This window comes from Anaerocolumna sp. AGMB13025 (assembly GCF_029689925.1).
Classification (GTDB): Bacteria; Bacillota; Clostridia; order Lachnospirales; family Lachnospiraceae; genus Anaerocolumna.
The window spans coordinates 5897068-5913250 of the sequence record NZ_CP121445.1 but is presented as its reverse complement, the minus strand read 5'-3'; the positions used below and the strand labels follow the sequence as shown (position 1 = coordinate 5913250).

Here is a 16183-nt window from a genome sequence, read left to right as displayed (position 1 = left end):
ATGTAATATTTTGTATGCCCAGAGCTTTCAGATTTCCGGAGAGATTATGTATGGAAAAGTACTTAAGTGTATCTTTTCAAGAGAGCTATCATAAAGCATAATAGTTCTTGTACCAGGCATTAGAGGTTTATGGTACCGTGCGGCAAGTATTGGGGCCCCGCCGTATGAAGTGGCTAATGCAGATATTATTCATATTTTAGGAGGAGAAAACAAAAATGGATAAAAAGAACAGACGTATTTTTGCAGTATTATTGTTAGTAGTTCTTGTTATGTCTGGATTTAGTGGGTGTGGCAAAAATCCCCAAAGCACTGGCGGGAACTCTGCCGGGACGGATACAAAGGCAGATGGCAGCAGTGATGGTAAAGGCACCGAATTAACCGAACCCGGTACTTTCCCAATCACCAATGAAAAGCAGTCCTTCTCTATTATGATTCCTCAGATGGGAACAGAAGATGTAACAAAATCATATGCAAATGATGCATATGAAGAAAAAACCAATGTATCCATCGACTGGATTGTAGTGCCTGCCGATTCCTGGAACGAAAAAGTGTCCATCGTTATGGCAAGCGGTGATCTGCCCGATGTAATCTGTGGAATGGATACCTATAATGTAACTCCCACCAATGAACTCTTATATGCGAATCAGGGACTAATTGTACCTTTAAATGAGGTAATAGATAAAAACAGTGTTAATTTTAAGAAACTTATGGCTGATGATCCCCAGGTTAAGAAGCTGATATCCCAGAATGACGGCAAAATCTATTCTCTGCCGGGTATTGCAGTCTGCTATCACTGTAATTACTCCCAGAAGATGTACATAAATTCCACCTGGCTCAAAAATCTGGGACTAAAAATGCCGACTACCATTGATGAATATTATAATGTGCTGAAAGCCTTTAAAGAAAAGGATGCCAACGGCAACGGAGATCCCAACGATGAAATCCCTTTGATTGCTAATTCAGACGGCTGGCATACACAGCTGGACGGTTTCTTAATGAATGCCTTTACTTATTGCGATGCAGACACCCATTTGGCAGTGGAAGACGGTAAACTTATTTATACCGCAACGACGGATCAATATCGTGAAGGTGTGAAATTTTTAAATAAATTATATAACGAAGGCTTATTAAGTCCGGAAGCCTTTACCAATAATCAGGAAACCAATGCAAAGATCAATGTATCCGGCGGAGATTATGCCATGTTTGGTTCCTACCCTACGGCTTATCAGATTTATTCGGGTGATACAGATATCTGGAAGCAATATGATATACTGCCACCCCTTAAAGGTGCTGACGGAACTGCGACCACTCCAAATTATGAGTTAACAAGAGATGTTATCCGTGGAAACATGGTCATTACGTCTGCTGCTAAAAACCCTGACTTAATCATGCGCTGGATTGATTACTTCTATTCCGATGAAGGTGCAATGTTTAGAACCGGCCGTGAAGGTATCGAATGGCGTAAAGCAGAGTCCGGTGAACTTGGTTTTGATGGCGAACCGGCGGATTATGCACTGCTTAAAACACCGGAAGATGATCCTTATTACAACAATATCGACTTTACACAAAGCGTTCCTGTAATGTATTCCAAAAAGTACAGAGAGGGAGCAGTGGCAGCAGAAGATTTCAGAGATGACAGCATCACAAACGGTACGGAAATCCAGTTATTCCGTGGTACGAAGGCATATGAAGAGGTGGCAAGAAGTGTAGACCAAAGCATACCTACTTTAAATGTAGATGCAGAGGCAGCCAACGATTACTCCCGTCTTCAGATAGAAATCAAAGATTATCAGGAGGAAGCCCTGGTTAAATTCATAACCGGCGGATTCGATATAAATAACGATAAAGACTGGAATTCTTATAAAACCGATCTTGATAATATTGGGCTTTCCCAGTATCTGGATATCAGCAATAAAGCTTACCAGAACTATATATCCAGATAAGCCTGCCTGATCCTGTTTATTATCCTTAACGTATGAATCGGTATATGGTCTGTTAGAAATCTCAGGCTATATACCGTTTTAATGAAACTAGATAGGTAATTGCGATACACATTTGCAATTATTTAATGATTATATACAGATATTTGTGAAACTGACTGGTTTTTGATATATACCAGGTAATACATGCGACTACAACTTCATAGCTTTAGATGCCTTCTAAGCAGGCTTCTGCTCTGCAATTGTACGGAATGGTATTAAAGACTATATTGGAGTTTCGCAATTATCTGAATGATAATATGAAAAGAGAGGTAAGAATTACAATGCCTGCAAAGAAGAAATATAAAAAGAGAGGTCTCTCACACTGGAGGCTTTATATCATGTTAATTCCACCGGTGGTTTACCTGCTGATTTTTAAATACTGGCCAATCTATGGTTTGCAGATTGCCTTCCGTGAATATACTCCGGTACTTGGTTTTAGCGGCAGCCCGTGGGTAGGTTTAAAACATTTTAAAAATTTCTTTACGTCCTATCAGTTCGTAAGGCTGCTTTCCAATACATTAATCCTTGGAACCACCTCCCTGATAGCCAGTATTCCCTGTCCCATTATCCTTGCCCTTTCCATCAATGCGGCAAAACAGAAGAGGATGGCAAAAGCAGTACAATTAATTACCTATGCACCATATTTTATATCTACGGTAATCCTGGTATCTTTAGTAACCCAGTTTTTGGCTGTTCGAGGCGGTATGTTTAATATTGTACGGGAATGGATGGGGTTAGATGCCCTTAACCTGTTATCCGATCCTCACGCCTTCCGCCCAATCTATATCTTATCCGGACTCTGGCAGGGCACCGGTTACGGCGCAATCATCTACCTTGCATCACTGGCGGGGATTAGCCCTGATTTATACGAAGCTGCCAAATTAGACGGCGCTACTATTATGCAGCGCATCCGTTACATAGATCTGCCAAGTATTATGCCCGTGGTTGTTATCTTAGCCATTATGAACTGCGGCAGTATTATTAATGTAGGATTTGAAAAAGTATTGCTGCTGCAGAACCAGATGAACCTGTCAACGTCAGATGTAATATCTACCTATGTCTACCGAATCGGAATTGGTTCCTCACAGTTTAGTTATTCGACTGCAATAGGCTTGTTTAATTCCCTTGTGTCTGTTGTATTACTGCTGTTAGTCAACTGGTTTTCCAAAAGGACTACAGAAACCAGTTTATTTTAAAGAGAAAGAAGGAGTTCTGATTTATGAAAAATGGTATAAAAATCAGCCGGCAGGACAGGATTTTTCACTTTATTAACGGAATTTTTCTGATTCTATGTGCTTTTATCATATTGATACCCTTGGTTAATGTATTAAGTTCCTCCTTTAGCAGTCCTTCGGATGTGCTTAATGGTAAAGTTACCTTTTTTCCGGTGAATTTTTCACTGGAATCCTATGGTTTTGTATTTAAAGATAAATCCATAATGAGCGGTTATCTCCATTCTATCCTTTATACGGTGCTTGGAACTTTGATCTCCGTTTCCATGACCATATTGGCTGCTTATCCGTTGTCCCGTAAATTCTTAAGGGGAAGAAAACTATTTTTAGCTTTCTTTATGTTTACCATGTTTTTTGGAGGCGGATTAATACCGACTTATATTGTAGTTAAGAACTTACATATGCTGAATACGATCTGGGCAGTCATTATCCCAAATTGCTTAAGTGTATATAACATAATAATAGCGAGAACCTTTTTTAATGAGCAGATACCGGTTGAACTATATGAAGCCGCCGAAATAGACGGAGCAAATGATTTCGATGTTTTTTTCAAGATTGTACTGCCCCTTGCCAAGGCAATTATAGCGGTCATGGCCCTTTTTTATGCGGTGGGTCTTTGGAATATGTATTTTGATGCGGTGCTTTATTTAAATTCTTATGATAAATATCCTTTACAGGTGGTATTAAGAAATATTATGAATAATGCCCAGGTTCAGGCAAGTATGGTACAGGCCACCGGACAGGTGTCCAACACGGATTCCCTGGCGATTACGGAATCCTTAAAGTATACTACAATAGTCTGTGCCTCCGTACCGATGTTATTACTGTATCCTTTTGTTCAGAAGTATTTTACCAGAGGTATTATGATTGGCTCCCTGAAAGGATAGAAGGTTAAAGATTAGTAAAGATTCTTAAAGACACGGGCTTTTAAGCTGGGACTATCAATAAAAATCGCTATATTTTACATTTATAAAAGGAGCAGGCAGAGTAGATATGAGAGCTAGAAAAAAGGCTTTTTACGGGACAATAGTAATCATTGTAGGTCTGTTATTTACATGCATTATAGCAAAGGCATATTCTTTCTTTCCACTGTCTTCGGAGAAAGGAGATAAGCCGGTACAGGTTTACTATATACATAATAACCCCTGTGAGTCCTGCAGGGAGTATCTGCATTTTCAGCAGAAATTCAATAGTATGGCGGGAAGAGAAGCTGTAAAGGGGTATCACATACAGGAATTAAACCTCCTGCTTGAAAGCTCCAAGGATATCTATGATGACCTGATGAAAGAATTTAATATTCCGGTTACCGACAGAATTACGCCTATGTTAATCATAGGGAATCAATACCTTACCGGCAGCGAAACCATTGAGAATAATATGAAGGAGTTGTTTCTGGCACAGTGCGGCGTACAGCAAAACTCCCGGGACGCGGTTACAGATAATACGGCAGACAACGGGGCAGATAATGCAGAAGTTAACTCGTCGGATGATACAGCAGACAGTGCGGCAGATAATTCGTCGGCTGATACAGTCGATAGTGCAGCAGTTAATTCGCCGGATGATACAGCAGACAGTGCGGCAGATAATTCGTCGGCTGATACAGTCGATAGTGCAGCAGTTAATTCGCCGGAAGATACAGCAGACAGTGTGGCAGATAATGCAACGTATAATACAGCGGATAATGATTCCGACCCGGAGTTGGATTCGCAGCGGATTCCGGGTGTTAAGCTATTGAGTACTGACTCCTATTTGCTGTACTTTTCCACCAGTGCCTGTGAATCCTGTGAAAAGGTCTCTGAATTTATAAAATCACTGCCGGATACCATAGTGATTAGTAAGAATGGAACTACTAAAACTTCTAAGCTCGTTGTGGAGGAAAGGTCGATTACAGATGCCGGTAATCTTGCCTTATATCAAAAACTTCTAACAAAATACAAAGTACCGGATCGTGAAAATGTTGTTCCTATGGTTTTTTATCAGGAAGGATATTTTAGTGGTAAAGAAGCGATTCTAACAGGACTTAACAATGTATTAAAAGACGGTAAGGCAGTAGGCTTTACCGAAACAGTAACGGACATTACTAAAAAGTCCGGAGGATTCACCTTAAAAGACATACCCAAAATACTCATAGCAGGGTTTGCAGGAGGATTAAATCCCTGCTCGTTTTCCATGTTGTTCTTATTGCTGTCCCTGATAGCGGTAAAGAAGAATGGTGTATTAAAGCTCGGATTCATTTATCTTGCTAGTAAGTTAATTGCTTATCTGGTGATTGCCGTATCTTTCTACCGTATCCTAACGGTACTGGAATCCGGTGTATTCAGGTCTATGCAGGATATAATCCGTATATTTTTAGTGGCAGCAGCTTTTTGCCTTGGATTACTTAGTTTATTTGATTTTATGAAAGCCAGAAAAGAACAGTATGGGAAAATGCTCTTAAAACTTCCGAAAAAGCTGCAAAAAGCAGATCAGAATATGATGCAGAAGCTTATTTCAGACAGTAAGAAACCACTTTGGATCGTTGTTTTTGTATTAGGGTTTATCATTTCAGCCGGAGAATTCCTTTGTACCGGTCAGGTATACTTAGCTACTTTATTAACCATGAACTATATGGATACGACAAAGGGAGGCTTTAGTTATATCCTTATACTGATTTTTATTATAGTAATGATACTGCCGTCATTTTGTATTGTTATATTAGTACATCGGGGTCAACGGATGCATCTCATTTCAAACTTTATCGTGAGGCGGACCGATGTAATTAAATTGATTAATGTGTTCATATTCTTCCTTATGGGGCTTATACTATTGTTGAATGGTGTAGGATAGAGCAGCAATTTAAGAGCTTATTCATAACCGGCCGATTGGCAGGGATTGTGAATAAGCTTTTTTCGTACTCATAAATTAAGTGCTCTACCAAACGTTTACTTAATTATTAGGCTTTTGTATACGCTCCGTCGATTGCAATATTACCTGTCTGTGTTATAATTTATGTTAGCCGGTATTGGATAAATATGTGAAAAATAATAATGAAAGCTGGAATAATAATCTGCAGTTACTATTCAGGAAAGAGGTTGGAATGGATAATCAAAAAATCGGAAGGTTCATACTGGAATTAAGAAAATCAAAGAATTTAACACAGAAAGGTCTTGCAGATCTTTTAAATGTAACGGACAAAGCAGTTTCTAAATGGGAAAGAGGAGCCGGCTATCCCGAAATCACCCTGATTCCGGCTCTGGCAGAAGCCCTTGGCATATCCGCTAGTGAACTCTTAAGCGGTGAATTAACAGAGGTTCAAAACATGGATACTAAATTGGAAAACAGAATAATAACAGAAGAAATCGTATCCGATGTTATTGAATATACGGAAGAGGTTAATAAACAGAAATCTTCAAAACGGAATGAAGTGTTTTTTATCTCCATATCTGCTGCATTTATAGCTGCGGTATTGATCTGTATGTTGTGTAACTTTGCAATTAACCAGAAGTTTGACTGGTCTTTCTATGTTTTAGGAAGTGAAATCACTGCCTGGCTGATTATTACACCTTTTTTATTAATGCAGAAGCACAGGTTTCTTACTTCCATGGCAGGACTTTCGGTTTCAATCATACCCCTTTTGATGCTGATCGAATATCTTTGTCCGGTGAAGAACTGGGTCTTTCCGTTTGCGCTGCCAATTGTTATTATGTCACTGGTGTGTATGTGGACTACCGTCCTTTTGTTTCTCTATACAAGGTTAAACAGGGCATATCTGACTGCTTTTTCATTACTATTATTAGGAGTAGTATTAAACTTAAGCATTAATTCCTTCATACAGGATTATTTAAATACGTCGTACAGCGATGCATCAAACCAGATTGTTGCTATATGCTTTGGCTTTATTGCAGCAGGAGTGTTTTTAACTACATTGGTGAAAAAGAGATTTGTTTCTGGCGTAAAAAATCTTGAATAGATAAGAAGCGGCGGGCTGTAAGAAAATCACAGGCTGCGAAATACGTTAAACTGTGAATTTTATACAGTCCTGCTTAGGCCTCATTGTAACCGCCCTCTTTGCAAATTATTCGCAAATTTATTGACAGAGATTCAAAAGACCTCTATAATATAATTTGAGAATCATTTGCAAATATGAATAAAGGAGGTTGTGATGCAAAAAAATTATCGGACCAAAAGCAGAGATCGTATTTTGATGTTTTTTAAAAATCATAAAGAGCAGACCGTAAGTGCTGCAAGACTCCATGAATATCTGCAAGAACAGGATAATAAGGTAAATCTTGCTACCATTTACCGGAATCTGGACCGGATGACGGAAGACGGTGTCCTGATAAAATATATGGATAGTCAGGAAGATAAGGCAGTTTATCAATATATAGGCGATAATGACAATTGCCATGAACACCTGCATATGAAGTGTATGAAATGTGGGAAGGTGACCCACCTGGAATGCAGCTTTATGAAGGAGATAATGGAGCATTTACAATTACAGCATAAATTCGCGCTGCAATGCAGAAAATCGATTCTCTATGGATTATGTGATAACTGCATTGATAAAAAGCAGGAGATATGACGAATCGATTGGCAGAAGATATGGAGGTAGGACGATGAAAACGAATATAGTACCCATTACTTTACTGACCGGATATCTGGGGGCAGGAAAGACCACATTACTGAATCATATATTAAAAAATCAAGAAGGTTATAAAGTCGCAGTCATTGTGAATGACATCGGGGAAGTGAATATAGATGCTTCCCTGATTGAACGAGGAGGCAGCGTAACCCAACAGGATGAGAGTCTGGTACCCTTATCCAACGGCTGTATCTGCTGTACCTTAAAGGTGGATCTGATCAAACAGATAGCAGATATCGTGAAAATGAATCGTTTTGATTATATTTTGATTGAAGCCAGCGGAATATGTGAGCCCCTTCCCATTGCCCAGACCATTACCATGCTGGATGGATCCCTTGAAGACGCAAGATTGCCTGAAATCTGCCGTCTTGATAATGTGGTAACTGTTGTGGATGCAAAGCGTTTGGTAGATGAATTTGTCAACGGAGAAAGGCTGTTAGAGGAAGATATGGAGGATGACGATATCGAGAATCTTCTTGTGCAGCAGATTGAATTCTGTAATTTAATTATTCTTAATAAAGTAGATGAAATTACAAAAGAAGAAAAGGACAAAGTAATCCGGGTAATCCGTGCACTACAGCCGGAAGCTGAGATCATTGAAACAAATTATGCAAGGGTTGATATTGGCAAACTCATCAACACTCATGCGTTTGATTTTGAAAAAGCCAGTATGTCTGCCGGCTGGATCCAGGCTCTGACAGAGGAAGAAGCGGAACCGGAGACAGAAGAGTATGGGATTGGCACCTTTGTATATAATCAGAAACGGCCTTTTGTCCAGAAGAAATTTGAGGACTTTGTGCTGGGGCATTTTCCGGCAAGTGTAATACGCTGTAAAGGTATCGTATGGTTTGATGACTTAAGAAATGAAGTATATATATTTGAACAGTCCGGTCAGCAAAAAGTGGCTTCCATGTCGGGGGAATGGGTTGCGACAGCTCCAGAGGCACAGCGTAAACAATATCTTAAGGAACACCCAGGTATCGATTGGGATAAAAAGTATGGTGACCGATGCATTAAGCTGGTATTTATCGGACAAAAAATGGATCAGGAAGCAATCAAAGAGAAGTTGGATGCCTGCCTGGGAGAATAAACACAAGAATAAGTTGAAGAAATAAGCAGGATTATAAAAAATATATAGAACAAGCTAAAGAAATAAGCAGGATTATAAAAAATATATCGAACAAGTTAAAGAAATAAGTAGGTTTATAAAAAATATATAGAACAAGTTAAAGAAATAAGCAGGAATATAAAAAATATATAGAACAAGTTGAAAAAATAGCTGGATAATTAAGTATAGAAAAGTATAAACAAAAAAATAAACTAAAAACAAGCAGAATATATAAGTAGAAATATAAGCAGAAAAAAATAGAAAAAATAAGCAGTAAAATAAGAAGTAAGAATAAACAAAATAATAACAAAAAGTATTTTAAGAACAGGGACAGGTAAGGTAAAGCATAAATAGCAGGTGCTTTACCCTACCTGTCCCTTTAGATTTGCTTCGCATCAAAACGCAGCTTAAATATTCTTTAGTTTCGATTCATGCAGATCCAGCATGCATTAGCCAGTATGTGTTCTGCGTAAGGATGACACAATATGCCTGGTTATCAAAACAAGAATCAGGACAGCAACGGATATAAGTGCGGTAAAACCGCCAGGAGCCACATTGAGATAATATGAAATAAACAGACCCAGCATAATATCTGTGACACTAAAGATAATCGAAAAAATCAAAGTAACCTTAAAACCCTTACCAAGCTGCAATGCCGTAGCAACGGGAAGAGCGATCATGGAGCTGAGTACCAGTACACCTACTATTCGGATCGATACCGAGATAGCAGCGGACACAAGAATAGAAAATACATAATTAATCAGCCTCACTCTTACCCCAGCTATTTTAGCAGCTTCTTCGTCATAAGCAATGTAAATCATCTGATGATATAAAAAAATAAGGGTCAATACGGAAATAAAGCTTAAGATTAGTACCATAAGCATATCAAAATGGGTTACGGTAAGAATGCTGCCAAACATAAAAGAATCCGCATTGGCATGGAGCTTTCCGGAGCTGATAATGGTGATGGCAGTACCCACGCTTAAAGATAAAACAATAGTCAGAATCAAATCCGTATACTTTTTAAAATAACTGCGGAGGAATTCAATTAACGCACCGCAGACAGAGGTAAACAAAAAGGCTCCCAGTATCGGATTCTGACCTGACATAAGACCGATGGTAATACCGGCTAAGGATGCGTGGGATAATGTATCACCAATCATAGAATACCGGCGGAGGACTAAAAAGATACCGATACAGGGGCATAAGATAGAAATAAATATGGAAACAAAAATAGCATTTTGCATAAAGCTGTAACTAAGCATTAGATTCTGTCTCCTTTGCGTTGGTTTTTAAAAACTCCCCGGCATACTGGGCAGGGGTGCACAAATGTCCATGACCCTCCATCAGATGATAGATTAAGGTTGAGTTGGTAATGGCGGCCTCCAGGTTATGCTCTACGGATAGAATCGTAATGTTATTATCTTTGTTAATCTTCTTTAAGAAACCATAGATTTCTTTCTGGCTTTTCGCATCCACACCGGTGGAAGGCTCATCTAAAACCAGCAAATCCGGAGTTCCCAAAAGTGCCCTGGCAATCAGAATCTTCTGGCACTGACCGCCGGAGAGATTGCCCATCAGGGAAGCCTTAAACTCAGACATACCTAACTGTTCTAACTTTTCCTCAAGGATAGATTTATCTTAAATCTTAAGAAGCTTTCGGTAAGAATTCAAAACTTCATAGACTGTAATAGGGAAAGCAGAATTGGAAAAGTCATTTTTCTGCGGGACATACCCGATTCTAGCCGCATTGGTGGTAATACTCCCCTTGGTCGGTTTTATAAATTTAAGTAAAAGTCGCATCAACGTACTTTTACCACTGCCATTATCACCAAGCACCGATACATATTCGCCGCTGTGTATGATAAGATTAATGCCGTCAAGTACATAAGGCGGCGAACTGGTATAAGAAAAATATAAATTCTCAGCGTTTATCATATATAAAGTATCCTTTCTGATCCCGTGTTTATTATACAAATGCAAATGATTTGCATTTACCCTTGACAAACAAATAAGGAACAGTTATTATGATAATGCAAACGCGAAGCATTTGCAAGTAGAAATTAGGAGGGCGAAATTAATGTTAAAAAGATGGACTACGATACTATTATGCCTGATTGTTGCAGTAAGTTTATCTGCCTGCGGCAGCAGTAAAGATCAGGGAAATAAGACCGAAGAGAACAGTTTGGCGGCTGGCAGTACTGAACAGACAAAGGATACCAGTGCAGAGCAGATGAATACAGAGGAAATCAGCACAGGACAGACCGATGCAGCACAGACCAGTGCAGCAGAAACAGATAAAATTAAAGTTTCCGTAACCTTTAATGCAATGAAGGAATTCGTAATGGCAGTCGGCATGGATAAAGTAGATGTTTCAACAATTATACCGGATGGCATGGAACCTCATGATTTTGAACCTAAAGCTCAGGACTTGGCAGGGCTTAGCGCTGCACAGATTTTTGTATACAGTGGCCTTGGGATGGAGGCATGGGCTGAGGAAGCGGTAACAGCAGCGAATAATACCAAGCTGATTACGGTAGAAGCCTCCAAGGGAGCAGATGCTATTGTAAATACCGACGCAGAGGAAATCGAAGAACACGGACAATATGATCCCCATATCTGGCTCAGTTTAAAAGGTGCAGAACTGGAAGTTAAGAACATTAAGGAAGCACTGGTTCAGGCCGACCCATCAAATAAAGACTTTTATGAAGCTAACTACAATACGTATATTACCCAGTTGGAAGACTTATATAAAGAATATAATGAGAAATTCCAAGCAGCAGGGAAAAAGAGTTTTGTAACAGGTCATGCTGCCTTCGGTTATCTTTGCAGGGATTTTGGACTGGAACAAAACAGTGTGGAAGATACCTTTGCAGAAGGAGAACCCAGCGCAAAACAATTGACAGAATTAGTAAAATACTGTAGGGATAATAAAGTGACGACTATTTTTGCCGAAGAAATGGCAAGTCCGGAGGTATCAGCTACATTAGCCAAAGAAGTAGGTGCTGAAGTTGAAACCATCTATACGATAGAAAGTGGCGAAGATAATTTAACATATCTGGAACGAATAGAGGATAATCTATCTAAGATTTATGATAGTTTGAAGTGATATGAGGTTGAATTTTAGGTTTCAAATGTCAAAAGTCGCTTAAAGTATAAAATTGTCCTTTTGGTACTCAAAACAAGTTAGTGATTGAACATATTATGTAAAGAGGCTGTTGCAAAATTGTAAGGTTTTTGAACTTGGGCTTAGAATTCTCTCCCAAGTAATTTACTCTTTGAATTTTGCAACAGCCTCTTTGATATGGGGATGAGATGTAGGTACTCCTATGATATTAGATATTGCAGTTTTCACTATTTATACAGTAACACTGTGATAAAGATAAAAATAGTATTGACAAAACCACTTCAAAACGGTTATTATAACAATATAAATACAGTATAACTGTAATAAACAAGAATCAGCGATAAAGAATATAATGCATGGAGGACAGTCAGTATGATAAAATGCTACAAAAAAGATTACCCCAGACCCCAGATGGTGAGGGATAATTGGTTTAATCTTAACGGTGCATGGGACTTTAGTTTTGATGACCAAAATACAGGAGAGAAGGATAAATGGTATGAGTCCTTTCCGAGCAGCTTAACCATTCAGGTACCATTTACCTATGAAACGAAATTAAGCGGTATTCAGGATGAGAAGAGACATGATACGATCTGGTATCATAAAACCATCGAGGTGGATTCCTCCAAACTGGAGAAGAACCGTTATGTCCTTCACTTTGAGGGAAGTGATTTTATCACTAAGGTATGGGTCAACGGAACGTATGCCGGAAGTCACAGGGGCGGTTACGCCAGGTTTTCTTTTGATATTACGAATCTGGTAGCAGACGGAAGTAACGAATTAGTGGTAAAAGTTGAAGATTCTTATGATATGCAGCAGCCAAGAGGCAAACAGCGCTGGATGGAGAATAATTTCGGCTGTTGGTATGTACAGACTACAGGTATCTGGAAAACAGTTTGGGCAGAGTATGTTCCCAACATAAGTCTGGATTACATCAAGATGACACCGAACATGCAGGACTTCTCATTAGATCTGGAATTTGAACTCAATGCCTGGGAAGAAATACTGGGAGCAGATACAGCTGTTGAAACTATAATTACTTATGAGGGTGCTCTTATAAGCAAAACGGTAACAACAATGATAGAGAAACATATGGAAGCAAAGGCTTTTGTATTCACCAAAAAACCTGAGGGATTCGAATGGGGAATAAAGACCTGGAGTCCGGATACACCAAATCTATATGATATTGAATTCAGGCTTATACATAATGGGGAGACTTATGATGAAATCGGTTCTTATTTTGCCATGAGAGAGATCCGTATAGACGGTCAGAATGTTCTTCTGAATGGAAGACCCCTCTATCAAAGGTTAATTCTGGATCAGGGTTACTGGAAAGATAGCCATCTGACACCTCCGAATGAAGAGGCGTTGATAGAAGATATTGATAAAATTCACGAACTGGGTTACAACGGTCTGCGTAAACATCAAAAGATTGAGGATGAAAGATTTTTGCTTTGGTGTGATGTAAAGGGCATGCTTGTATGGAGTGAAGCGGCAGCAGCTTACCAGTATACTGATTATGCAGTGGAGGAATTTACAAGAGAGTGGATGGAAATCGTAAAACAGAATTATAATCATCCATGTATTATCACCTGGACTCCTTTTAATGAATCCTGGGGTGTGAACCGGATCGGAACTAACCGTTTAGAACAGCATTTTACAGAAGCAATTTATCACCTTACCAAGAGTGTGGATAAACATCGTCCTGTTATTGTAAATGATGGCTGGGAACACACAGTTTCTGATATTATTACGCTTCATGACTATGAAGAGGTAGGTGAAATCCTTCGCCGCCGTTATATGGAATATAAAGAGGATATTTTAAATGGAGGGCTTTTCCATAATAACTATAAAGCCGCAATGGCAAAAGGTTTTGCATATAAGGGACAGCCCATCATTATCAGTGAGTATGGCGGAATTGCCTTTAACAATGATGATTCCGGCTGGGGTTATGGCAATAAGGTAAGCACCAAAGAAGACTTTATACACCGTTTTGATGAAATTACAACTGCAGTAAAAGAGATTCCGTATGTCAGCGGTTTCTGTTATACCCAGGTATCTGATGTACAGCAGGAAATCAACGGACTGATGGATATGGAACGTAATTTTAAAATTGATCCAAAGATTATAAAAGAAATCAATGAACGAAAAATCGGTTACTGGAGATCTTATATGTAAGAGTCCGTAATTGTAGGATTCTTACATGTAAAAATGCCGGTATATTTTATGGTGAAAGCAGGAGTGGGGAGATGAAAATCTCCCCACTTTCCATACCGGCGATAAAATAAGTGGTTACAAAAGTCAAATATTCTGATTGCAGACTATTTCATTCTCGTGATAGAATAGGTCTATTCAATATAGTTAGGTTTGTGAGTAGGTTGAAAAGAAATATAGAGGGGGTTTTTATGGCGAAATTCAGAAATTTTCATATAGAAGATACCAATGATTTGTGTGATTTGGGTAAGGCATTGTCTTCACCGGTCAGAATCGAGATGCTGCGCTTATTATATGATAAAAGCTTGATCATTGGAGAGATTGCAAAGGAGTTGGGACTGCCTGCATCCAGTACCACATTCCATTTAAAGATTTTAGAGCAGGCAGGTCTGATCCGAATGGAGGAGCAGCCGGGAACGAGAGGTTCCATGAAACTTTGCACCAGAAAGCTGGATCATCTGTCTATTGATCTTACTAATTGTAATCCCAATATTGATCAAATCTATAGTACTCAGATGCCGGTAGGGGCATTTAGCAGCTGTGTTGTAACTCCGACTTGTGGTTTATATGGTGCTGATGGATTTATTGGAAATGAAGATCAGGAACCTTGCTTTTACCTGCCGGAGCGTGTGAATGCCGGGTTATTATGGAGCTCCTCGGGATATGTAGAATACAAATTCGCTAACGGAGTACCCAAGAACCGGAGTGCAAAGCAAATTGCAATATCTTTAGAAATCTGTTCGGAAGCACCTGGCTATCGCGGGGATTGGAAGTCGGATATTACGATGTGGATTAACGGAATCGACTGCGGTACCTTTACCTGCCCCGGTGATTTCGGCGACAGAAGAGGGCGTCTGAATCAGCCGGACTGGCGTCTTGGAGGAACTCAGTACGGAATGCTGATGACCTGGACGGTGGATGACACGGGCTGCTATATTAATGGAGAGAAAGCCATAAATGGGACCATCGAGGAGTTAAAGTTAATGGACTTTCCGTATATCAGTGTTAAGATCGGTAATAAGCCAGATGCCCAGTATGTGGGAGGGTTTAATATCTTTGGAAGGAACTTTGGGGATTATGACCAGGACATTGTATTAACGATACAACATTAATTGAAGGTTATATCGCTCTGTACTTTTACAGGGAATTTTATCCAAGACTTTTGATTGGTTTGGTGGGAATTTTTTATAAAATTAATGGGAAAAATTCGGTACATGAAATATTAATTGGGAGGAGTATTTTATGAAAAAGATATTATTAGTTGTATTTATAATAATTTTATTACTAGTATCATTAGTCTTTTATAAGTATACCAGCTCCTATGCAATTAAAGATAATAAAGAAAATCTTGAGAATAATATTAAGTTACGAATCCATAGAACAACAGATGATTTAGATATTAAGCAGTCTATTAACATTGACAATAAAAAATATGTGCTATATATAATTAGTAATGAATTAGGTGTTGCAGAATTCACAAAAGGATTTAATAAAAGATATAAAATAGGGTCAACATCTTATGGAAATAATCCTATTAAATATAATATAGTGAAAACAAACAAAGCAAAATATTTTATTATAGCAGGTAAAAATACTGAAAAGAAGATTAATTACGTAAAGTTATTATTAGAGAACACTATCTATAAAATAGATATTCCACAACAAGAATATTTTTATACTTTTTGCAAAATCCCTAATAATACAATGATTTTATATCCTGAAATATCAGATTTAAGTTTTTATAATAGTAATAATAAATCTATCACAAAAGAGGTTTTGTCACAATAACATCGAATTTTATAAGTGGATTACCTTATAGAGTTTGATTATTTTTTATCAATGATATATAAAGGGCAAATGACTGGAATTTACTTTTCAATTAAATCTATTAAAAAATAACAT

12 protein-coding genes and 1 pseudogene are annotated in these 16183 nt (G+C 38.5%); 11 read left to right on the top strand and 2 right to left on the bottom strand.

Annotated features, from left to right (window positions below; translation table 11 throughout):
- Positions 1-215 precede the first annotated feature (215 nt).
- From QA584_RS24570 to QA584_RS24540, 7 genes are all read left to right on the top strand, one after another.
- A complete protein-coding gene (locus QA584_RS24570; RefSeq protein ID WP_278271738.1) occupies positions 216-1943 on the top strand; it encodes an extracellular solute-binding protein in 1728 nt (575 codons plus the stop codon).
- Positions 1944-2320: 377 nt separating this feature from the next.
- A complete protein-coding gene (locus QA584_RS24565) occupies positions 2321-3178 on the top strand; it encodes an ABC transporter permease (RefSeq protein ID WP_278271737.1) in 858 nt (285 codons plus the stop codon).
- 23 nt (positions 3179-3201) lie between these two features.
- Positions 3202-4101 carry a carbohydrate ABC transporter permease gene (locus QA584_RS24560; RefSeq protein WP_278271736.1) on the top strand — a complete coding sequence of 300 codons (900 nt, stop codon included), beginning with the start codon at positions 3202-3204 and terminating at the stop codon, positions 4099-4101.
- A 106-nt stretch (positions 4102-4207) separates the two neighbouring features.
- Positions 4208-6040: a hypothetical protein gene (locus tag QA584_RS24555; RefSeq protein ID WP_278271735.1), complete on the top strand. Its 1833-nt coding sequence runs from the start codon at positions 4208-4210 to the stop codon at positions 6038-6040.
- A gap of 250 nt (positions 6041-6290) precedes the next feature.
- Complete coding sequence (locus QA584_RS24550; protein WP_278271734.1) at positions 6291-7163, top strand: helix-turn-helix domain-containing protein; 873 nt, start codon at positions 6291-6293, stop codon at positions 7161-7163.
- A 192-nt stretch (positions 7164-7355) separates the two neighbouring features.
- Positions 7356-7775 carry a Fur family transcriptional regulator gene (locus tag QA584_RS24545; RefSeq protein ID WP_278271733.1) on the top strand — a complete coding sequence of 140 codons (420 nt, stop codon included), beginning with the start codon at positions 7356-7358 and terminating at the stop codon, positions 7773-7775.
- Between the two features lie 34 nt (positions 7776-7809).
- On the top strand, positions 7810-8925 hold the full coding sequence (locus QA584_RS24540) for a GTP-binding protein (protein ID WP_278271732.1): 1116 nt from the start codon (positions 7810-7812) through the stop codon (positions 8923-8925).
- A gap of 467 nt (positions 8926-9392) precedes the next feature.
- On the opposite strand, the gene QA584_RS24535 is transcribed toward QA584_RS24540, so the two are convergent.
- Together QA584_RS24535 and QA584_RS24530 are read right to left on the bottom strand one after the other, a co-directional pair.
- Positions 9393-10208, bottom strand: coding sequence for a metal ABC transporter permease (locus QA584_RS24535; protein ID WP_278271731.1), 816 nt, complete (start codon positions 10206-10208; stop codon positions 9393-9395).
- A pseudogene (locus QA584_RS24530) lies at positions 10201-10881 on the bottom strand (metal ABC transporter ATP-binding protein). Before QA584_RS24530 ends, QA584_RS24535 begins: the two are co-directional and overlap by 8 nt.
- Positions 10882-11023: 142 nt before the next feature.
- Between QA584_RS24530 and QA584_RS24525 the strand changes: the two are divergent.
- From QA584_RS24525 to QA584_RS24510, 4 genes are all read left to right on the top strand, one after another.
- Entirely contained in the window at positions 11024-12052 is a 1029-nt protein-coding gene (locus tag QA584_RS24525; RefSeq protein WP_278271730.1) for a metal ABC transporter substrate-binding protein, read from the top strand.
- A gap of 390 nt (positions 12053-12442) precedes the next feature.
- The gene (locus QA584_RS24520; RefSeq protein WP_278271729.1) at positions 12443-14245 is read left to right on the top strand and encodes a glycoside hydrolase family 2 protein; all 1803 of its coding nucleotides are present in this window, start codon (positions 12443-12445) and stop codon (positions 14243-14245) included.
- A 227-nt stretch (positions 14246-14472) separates the two neighbouring features.
- On the top strand, positions 14473-15393 hold the full coding sequence (locus QA584_RS24515) for an ArsR/SmtB family transcription factor (RefSeq protein WP_278271728.1): 921 nt from the start codon (positions 14473-14475) through the stop codon (positions 15391-15393).
- Positions 15394-15523: 130 nt separating this feature from the next.
- Positions 15524-16069 (top strand): hypothetical protein, encoded by a 546-nt coding sequence (locus QA584_RS24510; RefSeq protein WP_278271727.1) that lies wholly within the window; start codon positions 15524-15526, stop codon positions 16067-16069.
- Positions 16070-16183: the final 114 nt, after the last annotated feature.